Source organism: Pseudomonas sp. GOM7 (assembly GCF_026723825.1).
GTDB lineage: Bacteria > Pseudomonadota > Gammaproteobacteria > Pseudomonadales > Pseudomonadaceae > Aquipseudomonas.
The window spans coordinates 4,674,782-4,695,445 of sequence record NZ_CP113519.1 but is presented as its reverse complement, the minus strand read 5'-3'; the positions used below and the strand labels follow the sequence as shown (position 1 = coordinate 4,695,445).

The following is a 20,664-nucleotide window of genomic DNA, read 5'->3' as shown; positions in this document are numbered from 1 at the left end:
GCCATGGCCGATTACAAAGCCCCCCTGCGCGACATGCGCTTCGTGCTCAATGAAGTATTCGAGGTCTCCAAGCTCTGGGCCGAGCTGCCGGCCCTGGCCGAGGTGGTGGACGAAGACACCGCCAATGCCATTCTCGAAGAGGCCGGCAAGGTCACTGCCGGCAGCATCGCCCCGCTGAACCGCAGCGGCGACGAGGAAGGTTGTTCCTGGGACAACGGCGTGGTGAAGACCCCCGCCGGTTTCCCCGAGGCCTATCGCACCTACGCCGAAGGCGGCTGGGTCGGCGTCGGTGGTTCGCCGGAGTTCGGCGGCATGGGCATGCCCAAGGTGATCGGCGCCCAGGTCGAGGAGATGGTCAACTCGGCCAGCCTGTCCTTCGGCCTGTACCCGATGCTGACTGCTGGCGCCTGCCTGTCGATCCTCAATCACGCCAGTGAAGAGCTCAAGGCGCAGTACCTACCGAACATGTATGCCGGCGTCTGGGCGGGCTCCATGTGCCTGACCGAGCCGCACGCCGGCACCGACCTGGGCATCATCCGTACCAAGGCCGAACCCCAGGCCGATGGCAGTTACAAGGTCAGTGGCACCAAGATCTTCATCACCGGCGGTGAGCACGACCTGACCGAGAACATCATCCATCTGGTATTGGCCAAGCTGCCGGACGCACCGGCTGGCCCGAAAGGCATTTCGCTGTTCCTGGTGCCCAAGATCATGGTCAATGCCGACGGCTCGCTGGGTGAGAAGAACGCCCTGGGCTGCGGCTCCATCGAGCACAAGATGGGCATCAAGGCCTCGGCCACCTGCGTGATGAACTTCGACGGCGCCACCGGCTACCTGGTGGGCGAAGTGAACAAGGGCCTGGCGGCCATGTTCACCATGATGAACTACGAGCGCCTGGGCGTCGGCATCCAGGGCCTGTCCCTTGGCGAGCGCAGCTATCAGAGCGCCATCGAATACGCCCGCGAGCGCATCCAGAGCCGCGCCCCGACCGGCCCGGTGGCCAAGGACAAGGCGGCCGACCCGATCATCGTGCATCCGGACGTGCGTCGCATGCTGCTGACGATGAAGGCGCTGAACGAGGGGGGGCGTGCCTTCTCCAGCTACGTCGCCATGCAGCTCGATACGGCCAAGTACAGCGAGAACAAGGACACCGCCAAGCGTGCCGACGAACTGGTGGCGCTGCTCACCCCGGTGGCCAAGGCCTTCCTCACCGACATGGCGCTGGAAACCACCGTGCATGGCCAGCAGATTTTCGGTGGCCACGGTTTCATCCGTGAGTGGGGTCAGGAGCAGTTGGTGCGCGACTGCCGCATCACCCAGATCTACGAAGGCACCAACGGCATCCAGTCGCTGGACTTGATGGGGCGCAAGATCGTCGGCAGCGGCGGCAGCTTCTACAAGCACTTCGCCGACGAGATCAAGGCCTTCATCGCTTCGGCCGATGCCAGCCTCGCCGAGTTCACCCAGCCACTGGCCGCGGCCGTGGAGAACCTCGATGAGCTGACCACCTGGGTACTGGAACAGGCCAAGAACAACCCCAACGAGATCGGTGCGGCCTCGGTCGAATACCTGCAGGTGTTCGGCTACACCGCCTATGCCTACATGTGGGCCTTGATGGCGCGAGCTGCGCTGGGCAAGGAAGGCGAGGACGAGTTCTATGCCAGCAAGCTGGGCACCGCACGCTTCTATTTCGCCCGCCTGCTGCCGCGCATTCATTCGCTGAGTGCTTCGGTCAAGGCGGGTAGCGAGTCGCTGTATCTGCTGGATGCTGCGCAGTTCTAAGCGCTGTCGCTGCATCCCGAACCCCGGCCTTCGTGCCGGGGTTTTTATGGGTTGTTCGTGCGGGGCTCGGGAAGTCAATCTGATACTGGACTGGCAAGTTTGTGTGTTGGCTTGTTCGGGTGCTTGTTCCGGATTGCCGCGTTTTTGCTGATATTTCTGCTTTCGCCCTCCCGGGCGAGTCACTTTTGACGGGCAAAAGTAACCAAAACCCTCCGCCCGATCATCCGGCCCTGGCTGCGCCAGGGTTCGCTCACTCCATCGCCGCTCCAGAGGCCCGCCGCGGTGGGCCATCCCTGGCCCATCGCGGCTCTCGCGACATCCATGTCGCTCAACCTCTTCCACGACGATTGCGTTCGCCCTCCTGGGCGGGCTCTGCACGCGCCTGAACCCTAGGTAACCCAGAAGTAGTGTGGAGTGCTTGAAGATTGGGTCAGCCGTAGGGCTGACCGGGATGCAGGCTGAAAACCGGCAAGCTATCCAGGCGAATGAAACTACGTGAATGAAAGTTTTGGTTTAACTCGACGACCCAATCGCGACTTCATCGCTACTTCATCGCTACTAGAACACGCCGAGCAACTTATGGAGTGCATACTCGTTCAGGCGCGCGAATGGCCCCTTCAGGAGGGTGAGTGGAATCGTTGCGCAGAGGGGCGAGCCGCAGGGATGCGGCGAGAGGCTTAAAGGGCCAGGGACGGCCCTTGTAAGCCGACCCTCGGAGCGACGATGGAACGAACGAACCCCGGCGAAGCCGGGGCCGGATGGCGGGGCCAAGCCTTTTTGCCTTCTTTTGTGGCGTTTGACAAAAGAAGGTCGCCGGGGGGCGAAACGGGAGACATCAGCTAAACGCTGATAAGCAGCTTAAACACCGAAACAACTGAAAACCAGCACACAAACTTGCCAGTCCGGTATCAACCAAGCATTCCCCACAAAATGCGATGAACCTTCTTGTTTTCAGGGGGCGGCGTTCCTGTCGACAGGCGGGGAGGTTGGTCGTGGACTGACGTAGTCGCCTTGCCTTGTTTAATGTATATACATATTGCTCTGGCCCTTTCTCACCAGAGGTGCCCTTTCCACAGCAGACGCTAAGAAGACTCCGGTGGTGCATTGGTTTATACGAGAGCGACGATCCAGACGGATGTCGCTTGACGTCCATTCGATCCACTCATAATGTATATACAAATTGAGCCGAGAGAATCCCATGCCGATGCAATCCACCGCGAAACAGCTCTGGCGCGATGTGCAGGTCTTCGATGGCCTGACGCAACTGGACGAGGCAATGAACCTGCTGGTCGAGGACGGTTGTATTGCCGGCCTGTGGCCGTCGCGCACCTTCGACGAGGCGCTGGCTGAGGGCGCTGTCGAAGCAGGGCGCGGCGGCGTGATGACTCCCGGTCTGGTCGATTGCCATACCCATCTGGTGTACGCCGGCAATCGTGCCGGTGAATTCGAGCAGCGCCTGGAAGGCGTCAGCTACGAAACCATCGCCCGCAATGGCGGCGGCATTCTCAGCAGCGTGCGCGCTACCCGTGCCGCCAGCGAGGACGAGTTGATCGCCGCCAGCCTGCCGCGTCTCGATGCGCTGCTGGCCGATGGCGTGACCACGCTGGAGATCAAGTCCGGCTACGGCCTGACCGTCGCAGACGAACTGAAGATGCTGCGCGTGGCCCGCCGCCTCGGCGAGCTGCGCCCGGTGCGGGTGCTTACCACGCTGCTCGGCGCCCATGCCCTGCCACCGGAATATGCCGGCCGCGCCGACGACTACGTCAGCCTGGTCTGCGACGAGATGATTCCGGCCGCTGCTCGTGAGCGGCTGGCCGATGCGGTGGACGTGTTCTGCGAGGGCATTGGCTTTTCCCCGGCGCAGTGCGAGCGCATCTATCAGGCAGCCCAGGCCCACGGCCTGGCGATCAAGGCCCATGCCGAGCAACTGTCCAACCTCGGTGGCAGCGCCCTGGCTGCAAGCTATGGCGCGTTGTCCACCGACCATATCGAGTACCTGGATGAGGCCGGTGTGCAAGCCATGGCCGAGGCGGGCACCGTGGCGGTGCTGCTGCCCGGCGCCTTCCACGTGCTGCGCGAAACCCAACTGCCGCCCATCGACCTGCTGCGTCAGTACGGCGTGCCGATGGCGGTGGCCAGCGACGCCAACCCCGGCACCTCACCGATCTGCATGCCGACGCTGATGGCCAACCTGGCCTGCACCCTGTTTCGCCTCACCCCGCGCGAAGCCCTGGCCGGCATGACCACCCATGGCGCCCGTGCCCTCGGGCTGCCCGAGTTGGGCCGCATCGCCGTCGGCGCGCCGGCGGATCTGTGTCTGTGGGATATCCAGCAACCGGCCGAACTGGCCTACGCGGTGCAGGCTGGGCGCCTGCGTCAGCGCGTGTTCAATGGAGTCGTGACCTATGCTCGCTGATCGTCACTCGATGGCCGCCTGGAGCGGTCGCACCGACCCGGAAGCCGACAGCGCGCGCTGGCACCAGCGCATCCAGGTGCTCGCCGAAGACAGCCAGCCGGGCCTGGCCTTGCTGGGCTTCGCCTGCGATGAAGGTGTGCGCCGCAACCATGGCCGGGTCGGCGCCGCCGCTGCGCCACAAAGCGTGCGCAAGGCCCTGGCCAACCTGGCCTGGCATCGTCAGGCGCCGGCCTTTGACGCCGGTGACGTGACCTGCGAAGACGGCGACCTGGAAGCCGCCCAGACGCGTCTCGGCCAAAACGTCTGCGCGCTGCTGGACGCCGGCCATCTGCCGTTGGTGATCGGCGGCGGGCATGAAGTGGCCTTCGGTAGCTGGTCGGGCCTGGCCGAGCATCTGTCTGGCAACCCAGCTCCTAAAATCGGCATCATCAATTTCGACGCCCATTTCGACCTGCGCGACCCGGCCCATGTGCACTCCTCCGGCACGCCCTTCGCGCAGATCGCCGAGCAGTGCGCCGCACGCGGCTGGCCGTTTCGCTACGCCTGCCTCGGCGTCAGCCGCGCCAGCAACACCCTCGCGCTGTTCGCCCGCGCCGCCGAGCTGAACGTGCTGGTGCGCGAGGATCACCAGATCCGCGAGTCGACCCTGGAGAGCATCGGCGCCGAGCTGGACGCCTTCACCGCCGAATGCGACGCGCTCTACCTGACCATCGATATCGATGTGCTGCCGGCTTGCGAAGCGCCGGGCGTCAGCGCGCCGGCCGCCCGTGGCGTGCGCCTGGAGCTGCTCGAGCCGCTGCTCGAACGGCTCAAGGCCAGCGGCAAGCTGCGCCTGGCCGACCTGGCCGAGCTCAACCCCGAACACGACATCGACAACCGCACCGCCAAGGTGGCGGCGCGGCTGATCCATCTGCTCAGCCTCTGAGCCGAACGCCCGACGCTTTCCCGCACAACAACAATTACGAGGAAACCCCGATGTTCATCACCGCCCGCCGCGGCCAGGAGCCGCGTCATGTCTGAATCCCTGCCATTGAGCGGCAGCGTGTCGCGCCCACGTGCCCTGGCGCGCCTGCTGGGCTACAGCCTGATCGGCCTGCTGCTGTTCTTCGTGCCGTTCGAGATCGCCGGGCGCTCGACCATCCTCCTCGACCACGCGGCCAGCGCTTTGCAGCAGCACGCGCGGCCACTGGTGATCGGCGTGGCGCTGCTGTTCATGCTCTATGGCGCGCTGGCGCCCTGGCTCGACGGTAGCTGGCGCCGCAGCCTGACCCATGGCGTATTCAGTGTGCTCAAGGTGTGCGGCCTGCTGATCGGCGCCGCCTACCTGCTGCAGCTTGGCCCGCAGGCGCTGTACCAGCCGGGCATGCTGCCGTTTCTGTTCGACAAGCTGGTGCTCAGCCTGGCGCTGATCGTGCCCCTGGGCTCGCTGGCCCTGGTGTTCCTGATCGGCTTCGGCCTGCTGGAGTTGATCGGCGTGCTGATGCAGCCGGTGATGCGGCCAATCTGGCGCACGCCGGGCAAGTCGGCCATCGACGCCGTGGCGTCCTTCGTCGGTAGCTACTCGGTGGGCCTGCTGATCACCGACCGCATGTACCAGCAGGGCCATTACAGCGTGCGCGAGGCGGCGATCATCGCCACCGGGTTCTCCACCGTCTCGGCGCCGTTCATGGTGATCATCGCCAAGACCCTGGGCCTGATGGGCCAGTGGAACCTGTATTTCTGGGGCGCCATGGCGGTGACCTTCGCCGTCACCGCCATCAGCGCGCGCATCTATCCGTTGTCGCGCCTGCCGTCCGAGTCCCCCCCCGAGGCGCAGTTGCAACCCGGTGAAAGCCGCCTGGGCAGCGCCTGGCGCGCCGGCATGCAGCAGGCCAGCGTGGCGCCGTCGCTGGGCTCGGCGCTGCGTGAAACCTTCGTCGATGGCCTGCGCATGACCGCCGCCATCCTGCCGAGCATTCTCGCCGTCGGCCTGCTCGGGCTGCTCGCCGCCAAGTACACGCCGCTGTTCGACGCCCTCGGCGTGCTGCTCTACCCGCTGACCTGGCTGTTCGGCCTGGACGAGCCGATGCAGGTGGCCCGTGCCCTGTCCGCCGGGCTGGCGGAAATGTTCCTGCCGGCAATGCTGCTCAAGGATGCCGACGTGCTGGTGAAGTTCGTCACCGCCATCGTCTCGGTCAGCAGCGTGCTGTTTCTCTCCGCCTCGATTCCCTGCGTGCTGGCCACGCGAATTCCCCTGAGCCTGGGCCACCTGCTGCTGATCTGGCTGCAACGCACCCTGCTCAGCCTGCTGCTGGCCATTCCGCTGGCCTACCTCGCCCAATTTCTGGGCTGGCTCTGACCGCCCACCCCTGACCCGTTCCCACAGGAGCCCGTGACATGACCAAGTTCCGCGACACCGAAATCCGCGCCCCGCGTGGCACCACGCTCACCGCCAAGAGCTGGCTGACAGAGGCGCCGCTGCGCATGCTGATGAACAACCTCGACCCCGACGTGGCCGAGAACCCCAAGGAGCTGGTGGTGTACGGCGGCATTGGCCGCGCCGCGCGCAACTGGGAGTGCTACGACAAGATCGTCGAGAGCCTGACCAACCTGAACGACGACGAGACCCTGCTGGTGCAGTCCGGCAAGCCGGTCGGCGTGTTCAAGACCCACAGCAACGCGCCGCGCGTGCTGATCGCCAACTCCAACCTGGTGCCGCACTGGGCGAGCTGGGAGCATTTCAACGAGCTCGACGCCAAGGGCCTGGCCATGTACGGCCAGATGACCGCCGGCAGTTGGATCTACATCGGTAGCCAGGGCATCGTTCAGGGCACCTACGAGACCTTCGTCGAGGCCGGTCGCCAGCACTACGCCGGCAACCTCAAGGGCCGCTGGGTGCTCACCGCAGGCCTCGGCGGCATGGGCGGTGCCCAACCGCTGGCCGCCACCCTGGCTGGCGCCTGCTCGCTGAATATCGAATGCCAGCAGAGCAGTATCGACTTCCGCCTGCGCAGCCGTTACGTCGACGAGCAGGCCACCGATCTGGACGACGCCCTGGCGCGCATCGCCAAGTACACCGCAGAGGGCAAGGCCATCTCCGTCGCCCTGCTGGGCAATGCCGCCGAGATACTGCCGGAACTGGTACGCCGTGGCGTGCGCCCGGACATGGTCACCGACCAGACCAGCGCTCACGACCCGCTCAACGGCTACCTGCCGATCGGCTGGACCTGGGCCGAATACAAGGATCGTGCAGCCACCGATCCGGCTGGTGTGGTCAAGGCCGCCAAGCAGTCCATGGCCGTGCACGTCAAAGCCATGCTCGACTTCCAGAAGATGGGCGTGCCGACATTCGACTACGGCAACAACATCCGCCAGATGGCCAAGGAAGAGGGCGTGAGCAACGCCTTCGACTTCCCCGGTTTCGTCCCGGCCTACATCCGCCCATTGTTCTGCCGGGGCGTCGGCCCGTTCCGCTGGGCGGCGCTGTCCGGCAACCCGGAGGACATCTACAAGACCGACGCCAAGGTCAAGGAACTGATCCCGGACGACGCCCACCTGCATCGCTGGCTGGACATGGCCCGCGAGCGCATCGCCTTCCAGGGCCTGCCGGCGCGTATCTGCTGGGTTGGCCTGGGCCAACGCGCCAAGCTCGGCCTGGCCTTCAACGAAATGGTGCGGTCCGGTGAACTGAGCGCGCCGGTGGTGATTGGCCGCGACCATCTGGACAGCGGCTCGGTGGCCAGTCCCAACCGCGAGACCGAGGCCATGCAGGATGGCTCCGATGCCGTGTCCGACTGGCCGCTGCTCAACGCCCTGCTCAACACCGCCAGTGGCGCGACCTGGGTATCGCTGCACCACGGTGGTGGTGTGGGCATGGGCTTCTCCCAGCATTCGGGTATGGTCATCGTTTGCGATGGCACCGACGAAGCCGCCGCGCGCATTGCCCGCGTGCTGACCAACGACCCGGGCACCGGCGTGATGCGTCATGCGGATGCGGGTTACCAAATCGCCATCGATTGTGCCCGCGAGCAGGGTTTGAACCTGCCGATGATCGGCTGAGGAAAGAGATTCCATGAATACGCTTAACCTGAAACCCGGCCAACTGACCCTGGCCGACCTGCGCGCTGCCTACCAGGCCCCCGTGCACCTGACCCTGGACGCCAGCGCCCATCAGGCCATCGACGCCAGCGTCGCCTGTGTCAACCAGATCATCGCCGAGGGTCGCACCGCCTACGGCATCAACACCGGTTTCGGCCTGCTGGCCTCGACCCGCATCGCCAACGACGACCTGGAAAAACTGCAGCGTTCGCTGGTGCTGTCCCATGCCGCCGGCATCGGCGAGCCGCTGGATGACGCCATGGTGCGGCTGATCATGCTGCTCAAAATCAACAGCCTGGCGCGCGGTTTCTCCGGCATTCGCCGCCAGGTGATCGAGGCGCTGATCGCCCTGGTCAACGCCGAGGTTTATCCGCATATCCCGCTGAAAGGCTCGGTCGGCGCCTCCGGTGACCTGGCGCCGCTGGCCCATATGTCGCTGGTGCTGCTCGGCGAAAGCCAGGCGCGCCACAAGGGTCAATGGCTGCCGGCCAGCGAGGCGCTGGCCATAGCCGGCCTGGAGCCGATGACCCTGGCTGCCAAGGAGGGCCTGGCCCTGCTCAACGGCACTCAGGTGTCCACTGCCTATGCCCTGCGCGGCTTGTTCGAGGGCGAAGACCTGTACGCCGCCGCCAGCGTCTGCGGCGCGCTCAGCGTCGAGGCGCTGCTCGGCTCGCGCTCGCCCTTCGATGCACGCATTCATGCCGCCCGTGGTCAGCGCGGGCAGATCGACGCGGCGGCTGCGTTCCGTCACCTGCTCGGCGACAGCAGCGAGATCGGCCGTTCCCACGCCGCCTGCGACAAGGTGCAGGACCCGTATTCGCTGCGCTGCCAGCCGCAGGTCATGGGCGCTTGCCTGACCCAGTTGCGCCAGGCTGCCGAAGTGCTCGGCGTCGAGGCCAATGCGGTGTCGGACAACCCGCTGGTGTTCGCTGCCGAAGGCGAGGTGATTTCCGGTGGTAACTTCCATGCCGAGCCGGTGGCCATGGCCGCCGACAATATCGCCCTGGCCATCGCCGAGATCGGCTCGCTGTCCGAGCGGCGCATCTCGCTGATGATGGACAAGCACATGTCGCAACTGCCGCCGTTCCTGGTGGCCAACGGCGGCGTGAACTCCGGTTTCATGATCGCCCAGGTGACGGCGGCAGCCCTGGCCAGCGAGAACAAGGCCCTGGCCCACCCGCACAGCGTCGACAGCCTGCCAACTTCGGCCAACCAGGAAGACCATGTGTCCATGGCCCCGGCTGCCGGCAAGCGCCTCTGGGACATGGCCGCCAACACCCGTGGCGTGCTGGCCGTGGAATGGCTGGGCGCCTGCCAGGGCCTGGACTTCCGCGAAGGGCTGAAGAGTACGCCGGCACTGGAGCAGGCCCGGCAGGCGCTGCGCGCCAAGGTGCCGTACTATGTCGAGGATCGCTTCTTCGCCCCGGATATCGCCGCCGCCGACGAGCTGCTGGCCGAGCGGGTGCTGACGCCGTTGCTGCCGGCCGGCATGTTGCCGTCCGTGAGCTGAACTGCGTAGCCCGGATGCAATCCGGGAGCCTCAAACCCAGGCCCCGGATTGCATCCGGGCTACGGCGCTGGGAGCGGAGCGCTTAGCTCCGCTATCATCCGCGCACTCGGTCTTGCCAAGGAGCTTTCGTGACCACCACCCCGCGCTACAAGGCCATCGAGGCATTCCTGCTGGATCGCATCCAGGGCGGCGCGTTTCCGGTCCATCATCAGATCCCGCCGGAGGAGCAACTGGCGCGCGACTTCGGCGTCAGCCGCATGACCGCCAACAAGGCAATCCAGAATCTGGTGCAGCAGGGTTACCTGATACGCCAGGCCGGCCTGGGCACCTTCGTCACTGACCGCAAGGCCGAGTCGCCGCTGCACGAGGTGATGAACATCGCCAGCGAAGTGCGCGGCCGTGGTCACACCTACGGCAACCGCGTGTTGCGCTGCGAAGCCATCGCCGCCGACGATGAGGTCGCCTTGCGTCTGGGAGTGCGCCTGGGTACCGAGGTGTTCCACAGCGTGCTGGTGCACCTGCAGGACGGCCTGCCGATCCAGCTGGAGGATCGCTTCGTCAACCCGCGCTGGGTGCCCGATTACCTGCAAACCGACTTCAGCCAGCGCACGCCCAACGAGGTGCTGGTAGCCAGCAGCCCAATGTCGGACGTCGAGCATGTGGTCGAGGCCGTGCTGGTGGATGCGCAAACCGCCGAGCATCTGCAGATCGATCCGGCCATGCCCTGTCTCAGCGTGATTCGTCGCACCTGGTCCGGCGATCACCTGATCAGCTACGCGCGGCTGCTCCACCCTGGCGAGCGCTACAAGCTGCGTTCGCTGCACAAGCGGCGGGGATAACCGCTGTAGGGTGCGCCGTGAGCACCGCGCCCTCGGTTGCCGGTGGTGCGCACAGCGCACCCTACGCGGCGGCGATATCGAAAGCAGCGAGACCTCAATCGGCGATCAGTCGATCCACCAGTGACGGGTCGTCGATAAAGCGATTACGCGTTCCTTGCAGCGCCTCGATCCTGTCGTTGCGGGCTTTCTCTTCGGCATCTGGCGGATCCAGGCGGTGCCAGGCCTTGTACATCGGCACCAGGCCGACGATGGGCAAGTCGTACTCGACATGCATGTAGAAGATCGCCCGGGCGATATTGCCCTTGGCTTCGTCGCGCGGCTCCACCAACTGGTAGCTGGTCTTCATGTCGCAGTCGATATCGGCGAAGGTGCTCGGTACGTCGTCGCTCAGTTCGGCGAATTGCGCGTTGCGCCGCTTCAGCTCGACCCGCGCGAGGGCCGGGTAATGGTTGTGCAGATCCGCCTCGATGAAGGGATAGCGCGGATTCATGATGGTGCATTGGCGTTCGGTGATGCAGCGCATTGCGCGCTTGAGCTGCTTGATGCTGTAGATCGGGCTGGCAACCAGCGTACCGTCTTCACCGGTGAAGGTTTTACCGCAATAGAGCGTGCTACCACCCTGGCCGTAGAGATCTTTCCAGAAGGCCTGGGAGATGGCCTGTTTGGGGTCGCTTAGCTGATTCTGGCCGCCGGCCAGGACGACAGTGCCGATGCAGGTTGCCAGGCAACCCAGAAGCAGGGTGACGACGCGCATGCTCTAGCCTCGGTGACCGCCGTGGTCGGGGGTCTGTTGTTGTTCTACGACGCGGGCAGTCTAGCAAGAGGCTTGTAGGGAATAAACGCGCTCTATCGATTGCCAATCCTAGGGTATGGCAGCGTCGTGCTGCGGGCTGGGTCACGGCTCGATCGTGAAGACGTCGTGGTTCGAGGCCATGTAAGCCATGGCTTACATGTTGTCGCGATGATCGCCGCTTTCAGGCGATGCGGTACGGGCGTACTGTGCATCCATGGATTCGGCGCAGGAAGCGCATCGACGATCAAGGACACATTGGACAGCCACCAGGACGGTGAGCAGATCAAGGACGTCAGGACAACAGTCTGCAGAGCCCCGCTAATGCGGGGTTTTCTTTTTTCTGCCTGGCGCTTTTCCACTGGCTCCTGCTTTCGAGCCGCTCGCTGTTCGAGGCGCAAGCACTCGAACCAGTCCAGGGGCTCGTCCCATAGCCGCTGCGCCGCAGGGCGGAAATATCCCCTATGACCGATAGTGCCCAGGCCCTTGGCTTCGGAGTCGAGCGTGCGCGCCTGATAGGGCGCGTTGACGTAGGCAGCCATGAAGGCAGCGCGTGAGGCGGGAGCCACAGGTCGTCCAGCGTATTGAGCGCCACGATGGGGAGGCACCTGAGCGAAGCGTTCGGCCGGCTCCAGGGCGAGCGCTGTCTTGCCACCGGGGAAGTGGTGGTAAAGGCTGCCCTTGGGCGCTTCGGCGATGGCCAGCAGTTCGTACAGGCCGAGGCCATGCAGGCCGCTGATCAGGCCATATCGGCATCGGTCCCGCTTCAGGGCGTTTCCCAGGCGCCGTCGAGCGCGCTGCGCAGCAGGTCGATCATCGCCTGCTGGCGCTGTGCATCGCGATACACCAGGCCGACCTGTAGTGGAATGCGTGGCTCGCTCAGGGGCTTCCAGAGCAGGCCGTGGTGGGCATGCATCTGCCTGGCGCGCCCGGGCAGCACGCTGGCCAGGGTGGTGTGCGGCAGGCTGTCAAGAATGCCGTTCATGTGGTTCAGCTCCGCCTGCACGTGTGGCCTTCGGCCGAGCAGGGCGAGCTGCTCCTGCCAGATCTGGCGGATGCGAAACTCCTCGCCCAGCAGCAGCATCGGCAGGTCCGCTGCCTGGCTCAGCGACACCTTGCGGAAGTCGCGCAGGGGATGGTTCTCCGGCACCACTAGCTGTAGCTCGTCCTCGTACAGCGCCAGGCTATGCAAGCCCGGCTGACGCGGCGGCAGGAAGCCGATGCCAATGTCCAGGCCGCCGCTGAGCAGGCGCCGCTCGATGTCCACGCCCGAGAGTTCGTAGAGCTTGACCACTAGCTGCGGCTGGGCCTGCTGCAGGCGTTCCAGCAGTAGCGGCACCAGGCTGGCGTTGACCGTCTGCAGGACACCGATGGACAGGCTGCGTGGCCCCGGTCCGCGGAAGCTGCGCAATGCCTCGCGCGCGCGCTCCATGCCATCGAGCAACGGTACGGCGTGGTTGTACAGGGTGTGTGCGGCCAGTGTGGGCAACAGGCGCCTGCCGCTGCGCTGGAACAGGCCGACATCCAGATCGCCTTCTAGCTGGCGGATCTGTTGTGACAGTGCCGGTTGGGAAATGCTCAGGCGCTCGGCAGCACGGCCGACATGGCCCTCCTCATAGAGCGCGACGAAATAGCGAAGTTGACGAAAATCCATAAGATTCCGTTATGAATCAAGCAGGGAAATCGAAATGTCAAAATGGCCCGAAGCTCCCTAGTCTAGCGGCATGATCAACAGCCGATAAGGCCGGAGCGGTCGGTGAAGCAGGTCGAGATTCAAGGTGTATTCATAGGGAAAGCCGAAGAAATTGGCGGTGGGCTCAGTGTCGCGCAACGCAAGCAACGGGTCGATCATCGCCTGTGGTTGTGGCCGCAGGGCCTCGGCCAGGACGAGCAGGGCGACGCCCGCTTCCACGGCGGCCCCGAGCGCGCCCTGCACCACTACCCGGCGGAGCACTATGAGCACTGGCAAGCGCTTTACCCGCAGCTGGACTGGTCACGGCCGAGCTTCGGCGAGAACCTCTCCAGCCAGGGGCTGACCGAGGCACAGGTGTGCATTGGCGATGTGTTTCGGTGGGGCGAGGTGCTGCTGCAGGTCAGCCAGCCACGCTCGCCTTGCTATCGCCTCAACCGTGAGGGGCTGCACCCGGAACTGGCCCAGGTGGTTCAGGACAGTGGTCGCTGCGGCTGGTTCTATCGCGTACTCAAGCCGGGCTTCGTCAGTGTCGAGCTGCCATTCGAGCTGGTGCAGCGCCGCTATCCCAGCCTGAGCGTGGCGCGGGCGCTGCAGCATTTCTATCACTCGCCCATGGAGCGAGCCGGCCTGCAGCAGTTGCAGCTGTGCCCGGCGCTATCGGCGCGCTGGCGTGAAATCGCCGCGCAACGTTTGCGCAGCGGCCGTCTGGAAAGCTGGTCGGCGCGTCTGCTCGGCCTGCCGCTGGAGGGGGCGGTCGCCGAGGTGGAGCGTCGTTATGCGTGATGGCATGGCACGGCTGCAACTGATGGGCGAGCACGCTGCACCTCTGTTCGTGCGCGGGCAGGGCTCCTGGCTGTGGGACGCCGACGGGCGCGCCTATCTGGATTTCGACCAGGCGCAGGGAGGCAACAGCCAGGGCCACAGCCCGACCCTGCTGCTGGATGCTCTGCGCCGTCAGGCCGAGCAATTGATCGGCCTTGGGCGCGAGCAGTGCAGCCGGGGGCAGCTCAAGCTTGCCTCACGCCTATGCCAGGCCACGGGTAGCGAGCAGGCAGCGTTCTGCAGCGACGCCGCGCAGGCCAATGCGCTGGCCGTACGCCTGGCCTTGCAGACGGCGGCAGAACAGAAACCCGCGGCCGATACCCTGGTGTTGCTCGATGGCAGCCACCTCGGCTTATCGCCTCAGCCGGGGGCGAAGCGGGTAGTGCGGGTGCCGTTCAACGATCTCGACGCCCTGGCCGCCGTGGTCGATCTGCATTGCGCCGCCGTATTGCTCGAACCGGTGCAACAGGCTGCTGGCGTGGTACCGGCGACTCTGGAATACCTGCAAGGCGCGCAGCGGCTCTGCCGCGAGCAGGGCGCCGTATTGATCCTCGACGAGACTGGCAGCGGTATGGGGCGTTGTGGCGCGCTGCTGGCCGAGGAGCTGTACGGCGTGCGCGCCGACCTGTTGACCCTTGGCGGCGCGCTCGGCGGCGGCCTGCCCCTGGCCGCCGTGCTGGCCCGTGGGCGGATCGCCGAGGCGTCTGCGGCCTTGCTGCCCGCCTATCCAGCCGAAGCGTTGCTGACGGCCGCCGGTGTTGCGGTGCTCGGCGCTGTGCTCGAAGGTAGTTTCTTCAGCCAGGTGCGCGATGTGAGCGAGCATTTGCGCGAAGGCCTGGCGCGATTGTCTCGGCGTCATGGCCATGGCTCGCTGCGCGGTCACGGCCTGTTGCTTGGCTTGCCCCTGATCGGGCTGTCGGCGCCTGTGCTGCAGCGTGCCGCACGTGAACAGGGGTTGTTGATCGGCGTTGCACGTAGTGACTGCCTCTGCCTGTCGCCGGCCCTGACGGTGAGCCATGGCAACGTCGAGGAAATGCTGCGCCGACTGGGCCGGGCATTGCAGCGGGGCGAGCAGCGCTGCGAGGAGGTGGCCTGATGCGTATTGCGGTGATTCAGCACAGTGCGGGTGTAGGCCCTGCGGCAATGCAACAGTGGCTTGGCGGGCACCAGGTTAGCTGGCACCGGGTGTTCGCCGGTGAGCCCTTGCCGAGCCTGGAGGATTTCGAGCTGCTGCTGTTGCTCGACGGCTCGTTGAGCGTACATGACGAACGCCAGCACGGCTGGATGGGTGCAGAGAAGTGCCTGATTCACCAGTCGCTGATGGCGCGCAAGCGGGTGTTCGGCAGCGGCTTTGGCGCCTTGCTCCTGGCCGAAGCCTTGGGCGCACGCATCGCAGGTGGCCCGCAGGCAGCGCTAATCGGCTGGTGGCAATTGGAAAAGGACCCGCAATCGCGCCAGTCGCCCCTTGGCCGCATGCTGCCGCAGCGTCTGCTGGCGCTGCACTGGCAGCGTGAAAGTTGCAGCCTGCCGCACGGCGCGATCGCCCTGTACGGCTCTACGGCTGCGGCCTTGCAGGGCTTCGTCTGGCAGGAACGCGCCATCGGTTTGCTCTGCCAGCTAGAAAGCGATGCCGAGAGTCTCGATGAGCGCCTGCAGCGGGCGTCTGCCGATCTCGCTCTGCCGGGCGAGGTGCAGGATCGCGCCAGCATTCGTGACGGCGCGCCACATGCCGCATCGACCAACGCCACCCTGTTCCGCCTGCTCGATTACCTCTCGGGTGCCCACGCCCATATGACCTGAACACCCTTTTGCGAGTCTGTCGCACGCCCCGGTCTACCGACGGGGCGTTTTTCTATCCTTATCTGCGTCTGGCATGCAGCGTTCCAGAAGCATGGCGACTCCTTGTTCATAATCGTCGGTATCCATCACGCGACTTTGCTTGGGCAGCACATAGGCAACGCCCATCAACTTTTGAGCCCGAGTGGCCAGGCGATAAAAGCTGGCTGTCTGGCTTAAGTGAACGAGAGGACGTCTGGGAATCACGCTCTGTTGCCCATTGGGCAATACGATCTGCAGCGTGTCGGGGGTGATGTGCCAGGTATGCACGCCTGGCAACGTGGTACGAGCATGTTCCATCCGTTTGCGCATGCTGGCACTCAGAGAAGTATGGCTGCGCAGACGGATACGCTGTTCCCGTTCCTGGCCTCTTTTTTGGCAGAACGCTACGAGGTCAGTGCTGTAACGCCGCAGGATGATGAACGCCAATGGTAATACGAGCACCAGAGCAATGATGCTCTCCACCGTATAGCGGCCATATAGCAGCCAGGGCGACAGTGCTGCGCCGAGCAGGCCCAAGCCCATGAGCAGCCTGGCTAGGTAACGTCCTTGCCAGTCGGTTAATGCAGTGAAGTATGTGCCGTTGCGTTTCACCCGAGCATCGACGGTCTCGTCGATCAGTGTCTGAACGTCCTCCGGGGTTAGTTCAAAATGGACTTCCATATCGCGTCATTCTCTGAGTGAAATAGGCCTGCTTAGGCTATTCGGGATGATTCAGGCACTGCTCGCTGCCTTGTGCTGAGCAGTGCCTGATCCTGGCTTAACCGAGGTGCTTGGCCACCCACGCCGCATAGGCGTCGATGAATTTCTGCAGGAAGGGTTTGATATCGTCGCTGAGCTTGCCGTCATCATCGAAGAAATTGCCGGCACCGCCGAGATAGGCCTCCGGTTGCTGCAACACATGCACGTCGAGGAACACCAGGCACTGACGCAGATGGTGGTTGGCACCGAAGCCACCGATGGCACCAGGCGAGGCGCTGAGCACGGCGCCCGGCTTGCCGCTGAAACCGCTCTGGCCGTAGGGACGCGAGCCCACGTCGATGGCGTTCTTCATCGCCCCGGGAATCGAACGGTTGTACTCGGGGGTGACGAACAGCACCGCATCGGCCGCCTTGAGCTTGCTGCGAAAGGGCGCGTAGGCCGCCGGTGCGTTATCGCCGTCGGCATCTTCGTTGTACAGCGGCAGGTCGCCGATCTCGAGGAGTTCCAGCTTCAGCGAGGCGGGCGCCAGGTCAGCCAGCGCCAGTGCCAGCTTGCGGTTGATGGAGGCCTTGCGCAGACTGCCAACCAGTACGGCGACGTTGTAGGTCTTGCTCATGTTTACTCCAGAGGCTGTGGTGGGAAAGGAACAATCACTATAGACCCCGGATGTTTCCGCAGGTGCCGGGCATGGGCATCATCAGGGCGCTGGATGCGTCCGAGCGAGCACCGCTCGCTAGCCTCCGTCGCATCGGTAGATACAAAAAAACGGGCCCGTTCAGGCCCGCAAGTTCACGCTCAAAGGCTTTGCAGGCACCGCGCCAGGCCGATGAGCTCTGGCCTGAACAGCCGCGCCTCCATCAGCTTCGGCTCACGCACGAGGGGGGCGAAGTCCATGCGCGCGAGGATGTCGCGCTCGATGTCCACGCCCGGCGCCACTTCGATCAGTTCCAGCCCTTCGCCGGTCAGACGCAGCACGCAACGTTCGGTGACGTAGAGCACCGGCTGGCCACGTTCGGCGGCCAGACGCCCGGCGAAGGTGCGGTGTTCCACTTCGGTGACGAACTTGCGCAAGTCGCCGTCCTGGACGATACGCAACTGACCGTGCTCGATGCGGATATCCTGCGTGCCGGCGCTGAAGGTGCCGACGAACACCACCTGCTTGGCGTTCTGGCTGATATTGATAAAGCCACCGGCGCCGGCCAGGCGCGAGCCGAATTTCGATACGTTGAGGTTGCCCGCCGCATCGGCCTGGGCCAGGCCGAGGAAGGCGATATCCAGGCCGCCGCCGTCGTAGAAGTCGAACTGGTAAGGCTGGTCGAGCAGGGCGCTGTGATTGCTCGCCGCGCCGAAGTCCAGGCCCGAGGCTGGCACGCCGCCGATCACGCCAGGCTCGGCGGTCAGGGTCAGGCGCTCGATCACGCCTTCTTCGGCGGCGACTGCGGCGACGCCTTCGGGCATGCCGATGCCGAGGTTGACCACCGCGCCGGCTTGCAACTCCAGCGCGGCGCGGCGGGCGATCAGCTTGCGCACGTCCAGCGGCATCGGGGCCAGGCTGTCCACCGGTACGCGGGTCTCGGCGGCGAAGGCAGGGTTGTAGGCGGTGGCGAAGGTCTGCTGGTGATTGGCCGGCTCGGCCACCACCACGCAATCCACCAGGATGCCGGGGATCTTCACCTGGCGCGCATTCAGCGAGCCGCGCTCGACGATGCGCTCGACCTGGGCGATCACCAGGCCGCCGCTATTGCGCGCGGCCATGGCGATGGCCAGGCTCTCGATGGTCAGCGCCTCGCGCTCGAAGCTGAGGTTGCCGTCAGGGTCGGCGCTGGTGGCGCGAACGATGCCGACGTTGATCGGGAAGGTTGGGTAGAACAGGTAATCCTCGCCATCGATGGGCATCAGCCGCACCAGATCGACGCGGGTGCGTTCGTTGAGCTTGCCGCCGCCATGGCGCGGGTCGACATAGGTGCCCAGGCCGACGCGCGACAACTGCCCCGGCTTGCCGGCGGCGATATCGCGAAACAGTTGGGAGATCACCCCCTGCGGCAGGTTGTAGGCCTCGATGCGGTTATCCACCGCCAGTTTCTGCAACCGGGGTACCAGGCCCCAGTGGCCGCCGATCACCCGGCGCACCAGGCCTTCGTGGGCCAGATGATTGAGGCCGCGACCCTTGCCGTCGCCTTGGCCGGCGGCATACACCAGGGTCAGATCGCGCGGCGCCTGTTCAGCCATGAAGCGCTGCTCCAGGGCGATGGCGATCTGCTCGGCGAAGCCGATGCCGACGAAGCCGCCAGTGGCCAGGTTGGCGTTGTCCGGGATGCGCGCCACGGCTTCGGCGGCGGTCATGATCTTGCTCATTGCGGGTACTCGAAAGCGATTGAACAGAGTTCGGTACAGGGCGCGTCAAAGCGTAGCGAGCGAAGGTCAGGCAAGGCGCGTTCAGGTGAGGATGCGCAGTGTACTGATGTACATGAGCAATCCGAGTCTGAGCGCAACGCCGTATGACCGAGCGCAGTAGCTTTGTCGCGTCCTGTCAGAAGCTGCCGAACAGCGTGCCTAGGGTAATGACCACAGCCAGTGCCATCAGCGGGAAGGCCACGGTGTTGACGAAGATGAACTTGTACGACTCGCGGTGGGTAAGCTTGCAGATCGCCAGCAGCGAGATCACCGCGCCGTTGTGCGGCAGGGTGTCCATGCAGCCCGAGGCCATGGCGGCGACGCGGTGCAGCAATTCGGGGCTGATGCCGGCGGCGTTGGCCATTTCCAGGTACTGCGCGCTGAGGGTCTTCAGGGCGATGGACATGCCGCCAGAGGCGGAGCCGGTGATACCCGCGAGGATGTTCACCGCGACCGCTTCGGAGATCAGCGGGTTGCTGGAGACGCCCAGTACCAGGTCGCGGATGATGACGAAGCCGGCCAAGGATGCGATCACCGTGCCGTAACCCACCTCGGCGGCGGTGTTGAGGATCGGCAGCATGGAGCCGAAGGCGCCGTCGTTGACGCTCTTCTTCAGATCCATCCAGCGCTTCCAGTGCAGGGCGATCAGCAGCACGATGGCGGCGCCCAGGGCAGCGATGATCGACCAGATGCCGATCAGCGACTTGGCATCCTGCAGACCACCGTATTCCGGCTTGGCCAGGTAGCTGGTGTCGACGGCTGGCAAAATCTGCTTGGCCATCAGGAAGTTCAGCACGATCACCACGAAGATCGGCAGCAGTGCCAGCCAGAAGCCTGGGATGTCGCGGCGCTCCTCACTCACCGGGTCGTCGCGGTGCTCACCATAGCCTTCACCCGCGGCCATCAGCTTGCGCGACTGCGCGGTAAGCCACCAGGTGCCGAGGCCGAACATGATCAGGCCGCCAATCACGCCCAGGCCCGGTGCGGCGAAGGCGTCGGTGCCGAAGAAGGGGTTGGGGATGGCGTTCTGGATCGCTGGGGTGCCGGGCAGCGCGGTCATGGTGAAGGTGAACGCACCGAGAGCGATGGCGCCGGGCAGCAGACGCTTGGGAATGCCCGCCTCGCGGAACAGTGCGGCGCCGATCGGATAGACGGCGAAGGCCACCACGAACAGCGACACACCGCCGTAGGTGAGGATGCCGCAGGCCAGCACGATGGCCAGGATGGCGCGCTCGCTGCCGACCTTGGCGACTATGCCGTGGGCGATGGCGCGCGCCGACCCCGAGTCGTCCATCAGCTTGCCGAACAGCGCGCCGAGCAGGAATAGCGGGAAGAACTGGATCACGTAGCCGCCCATGGCCTTCATGAACACCTGGGTGTAGGTGGGCAGCAGCAGGGCGATGTCGCCGGCGAACAGCAACGCCAGCAGGGCCAGCAGCGGGGCGAGGATCAGGACGTTGATGCCGCGATAGGCGAGGTACATCAACAAGGCGAGGGAAATCAGAATACCGAGGGTACCCATGGGCGGTTCCTTTTGTTGTTGTTCTAGCGGCTCGAGGCCGTTTTATCGGGAAGGCGCAGATGCGTCAGCGCGCCTTTGCCGGATATAGAGCCAGAGTCGTGCCAGGCTGGGGTGAGGCTTTCGTCGATAAGGCTGGAGGGCTGATGGCCAGCGGGTCTCAGGCGTTTATGTCGGATACAGTGCTGCCAGGATGGATGTAGGTGACTGTCCAGTTTTCTGGATTAAGTCCATATTGTTGGACTCTATTTGATATGGATTCCAGAATTCTGGACGCGTAGCCC

16 protein-coding genes are annotated in these 20,664 nt (G+C 64.9%); 10 read left to right on the top strand and 6 right to left on the bottom strand.

Translation table 11 applies throughout. The features are described 5' to 3' along the window. Positions 1-3 precede the first annotated feature (3 nt). The 7 genes from OU800_RS20800 to hutC all read left to right on the top strand — a co-directional run bounded on the left by OU800_RS20800 (position 4) and on the right by hutC (position 10,624). On the top strand, positions 4-1,782 hold the full coding sequence (locus OU800_RS20800) for an acyl-CoA dehydrogenase C-terminal domain-containing protein (protein ID WP_268179239.1): 1,779 nt from the start codon (positions 4-6) through the stop codon (positions 1,780-1,782). A gap of 1,198 nt (positions 1,783-2,980) precedes the next feature. Further along, positions 2,981-4,198: an imidazolonepropionase gene (hutI, locus tag OU800_RS20795; protein WP_268179238.1), complete on the top strand. Its 1,218-nt coding sequence runs from the start codon at positions 2,981-2,983 to the stop codon at positions 4,196-4,198. After that, on the top strand, positions 4,188-5,123 hold the full coding sequence (gene hutG / locus OU800_RS20790; RefSeq protein ID WP_268179237.1) for a formimidoylglutamase: 936 nt from the start codon (positions 4,188-4,190) through the stop codon (positions 5,121-5,123). The genes hutI and hutG overlap by 11 nt, the downstream gene beginning before the upstream one ends. Before the next feature lie 87 nt (positions 5,124-5,210). Next, the gene (locus OU800_RS20785) at positions 5,211-6,536 is read left to right on the top strand and encodes a YjiH family protein (RefSeq protein WP_268179236.1); all 1,326 of its coding nucleotides are present in this window, start codon (positions 5,211-5,213) and stop codon (positions 6,534-6,536) included. A 38-nt stretch (positions 6,537-6,574) separates the two neighbouring features. Then, a complete protein-coding gene (gene hutU / locus OU800_RS20780) occupies positions 6,575-8,236 on the top strand; it encodes a urocanate hydratase (RefSeq protein WP_268179235.1) in 1,662 nt (553 codons plus the stop codon). Between the two features lie 13 nt (positions 8,237-8,249). Next, positions 8,250-9,785, top strand: coding sequence for a histidine ammonia-lyase (gene hutH / locus OU800_RS20775; RefSeq protein WP_268179234.1), 1,536 nt, complete (start codon positions 8,250-8,252; stop codon positions 9,783-9,785). Between the two features lie 128 nt (positions 9,786-9,913). Beyond that, positions 9,914-10,624 (top strand): histidine utilization repressor, encoded by a 711-nt coding sequence (gene hutC, locus OU800_RS20770; protein ID WP_268179233.1) that lies wholly within the window; start codon positions 9,914-9,916, stop codon positions 10,622-10,624. Between the two features lie 94 nt (positions 10,625-10,718). Here the strand turns inward: hutC and OU800_RS20765 are convergent, their stop codons facing one another. Further along, positions 10,719-11,378, bottom strand: a complete 660-nt coding sequence (locus OU800_RS20765) for an endonuclease (RefSeq protein WP_268179232.1) — start codon at positions 11,376-11,378, stop codon at positions 10,719-10,721. Between the two features lie 802 nt (positions 11,379-12,180). Then, positions 12,181-13,068, bottom strand: coding sequence for a LysR family transcriptional regulator (locus tag OU800_RS20760; RefSeq protein WP_268179231.1), 888 nt, complete (start codon positions 13,066-13,068; stop codon positions 12,181-12,183). Positions 13,069-13,170: 102 nt separating this feature from the next. Between OU800_RS20760 and OU800_RS20755 the strand changes: the two genes are divergently transcribed. The 3 genes from OU800_RS20755 to OU800_RS20745 are packed head-to-tail and all read left to right on the top strand — an operon-like array spanning position 13,171 to position 15,729. Then, positions 13,171-13,890 carry an MOSC domain-containing protein gene (locus OU800_RS20755; RefSeq protein ID WP_268179230.1) on the top strand — a complete coding sequence of 240 codons (720 nt, stop codon included), beginning with the start codon at positions 13,171-13,173 and terminating at the stop codon, positions 13,888-13,890. Further along, complete coding sequence (locus OU800_RS20750; protein ID WP_268179229.1) at positions 13,883-15,025, top strand: aspartate aminotransferase family protein; 1,143 nt, start codon at positions 13,883-13,885, stop codon at positions 15,023-15,025. Before OU800_RS20755 ends, OU800_RS20750 begins: the two co-directional genes overlap by 8 nt. Further along, the gene (locus OU800_RS20745) at positions 15,025-15,729 is read left to right on the top strand and encodes a type 1 glutamine amidotransferase (RefSeq protein ID WP_268179228.1); all 705 of its coding nucleotides are present in this window, start codon (positions 15,025-15,027) and stop codon (positions 15,727-15,729) included. Before OU800_RS20750 ends, OU800_RS20745 begins: the two co-directional genes overlap by 1 nt. Positions 15,730-15,762: 33 nt before the next feature. Here the strand turns inward: OU800_RS20745 and OU800_RS20740 are convergent, their stop codons facing one another. The 4 genes from OU800_RS20740 to OU800_RS20725 all read right to left on the bottom strand — a co-directional run bounded on the left by OU800_RS20740 (position 15,763) and on the right by OU800_RS20725 (position 20,383). Then, the gene (locus OU800_RS20740) at positions 15,763-16,428 is read right to left on the bottom strand and encodes a hypothetical protein (RefSeq protein ID WP_268179227.1); all 666 of its coding nucleotides are present in this window, start codon (positions 16,426-16,428) and stop codon (positions 15,763-15,765) included. A gap of 97 nt (positions 16,429-16,525) precedes the next feature. Then, on the bottom strand, positions 16,526-17,083 hold the full coding sequence (locus OU800_RS20735; protein ID WP_268179226.1) for an NADPH-dependent FMN reductase: 558 nt from the start codon (positions 17,081-17,083) through the stop codon (positions 16,526-16,528). A gap of 179 nt (positions 17,084-17,262) precedes the next feature. Next, positions 17,263-18,822, bottom strand: a complete 1,560-nt coding sequence (locus OU800_RS20730; RefSeq protein WP_268179225.1) for an acyl CoA:acetate/3-ketoacid CoA transferase — start codon at positions 18,820-18,822, stop codon at positions 17,263-17,265. 175 nt (positions 18,823-18,997) lie between these two features. Next, positions 18,998-20,383 carry a GntP family permease gene (locus tag OU800_RS20725; protein ID WP_268179224.1) on the bottom strand — a complete coding sequence of 462 codons (1,386 nt, stop codon included), beginning with the start codon at positions 20,381-20,383 and terminating at the stop codon, positions 18,998-19,000. Positions 20,384-20,664: the final 281 nt, after the last annotated feature.

What these genes read in the sequence shown, in the direction of transcription:
- OU800_RS20800 (WP_268179239.1), top strand. Translation starts at nt 4, where the DNA reads ATGGCCGATTACAAAGCCCCCCTGCGCGACATGCGCTTCGTGCTCAAT.
- hutI (WP_268179238.1), top strand. Translation starts at nt 2,981, where the DNA reads ATGCCGATGCAATCCACCGCGAAACAGCTCTGGCGCGATGTGCAGGTC.
- hutG (WP_268179237.1), top strand. Translation starts at nt 4,188, where the DNA reads ATGCTCGCTGATCGTCACTCGATGGCCGCCTGGAGCGGTCGCACCGAC.
- OU800_RS20785 (WP_268179236.1), top strand. Translation starts at nt 5,211, where the DNA reads ATGTCTGAATCCCTGCCATTGAGCGGCAGCGTGTCGCGCCCACGTGCC.
- hutU (WP_268179235.1), top strand. Translation starts at nt 6,575, where the DNA reads ATGACCAAGTTCCGCGACACCGAAATCCGCGCCCCGCGTGGCACCACG.
- hutH (WP_268179234.1), top strand. Translation starts at nt 8,250, where the DNA reads ATGAATACGCTTAACCTGAAACCCGGCCAACTGACCCTGGCCGACCTG.
- OU800_RS20765 (WP_268179232.1), bottom strand. Translation starts at nt 11,378, where the DNA reads ATGCGCGTCGTCACCCTGCTTCTGGGTTGCCTGGCAACCTGCATCGGC.
- OU800_RS20760 (WP_268179231.1), bottom strand. Translation starts at nt 13,068, where the DNA reads ATGGATTTTCGTCAACTTCGCTATTTCGTCGCGCTCTATGAGGAGGGC.
- OU800_RS20750 (WP_268179229.1), top strand. Translation starts at nt 13,883, where the DNA reads ATGCGTGATGGCATGGCACGGCTGCAACTGATGGGCGAGCACGCTGCA.
- OU800_RS20745 (WP_268179228.1), top strand. Translation starts at nt 15,025, where the DNA reads ATGCGTATTGCGGTGATTCAGCACAGTGCGGGTGTAGGCCCTGCGGCA.
- OU800_RS20740 (WP_268179227.1), bottom strand. Translation starts at nt 16,428, where the DNA reads ATGGAAGTCCATTTTGAACTAACCCCGGAGGACGTTCAGACACTGATC.
- OU800_RS20735 (WP_268179226.1), bottom strand. Translation starts at nt 17,083, where the DNA reads ATGAGCAAGACCTACAACGTCGCCGTACTGGTTGGCAGTCTGCGCAAG.
- OU800_RS20730 (WP_268179225.1), bottom strand. Translation starts at nt 18,822, where the DNA reads ATGAGCAAGATCATGACCGCCGCCGAAGCCGTGGCGCGCATCCCGGAC.
- OU800_RS20725 (WP_268179224.1), bottom strand. Translation starts at nt 20,383, where the DNA reads ATGGGTACCCTCGGTATTCTGATTTCCCTCGCCTTGTTGATGTACCTC.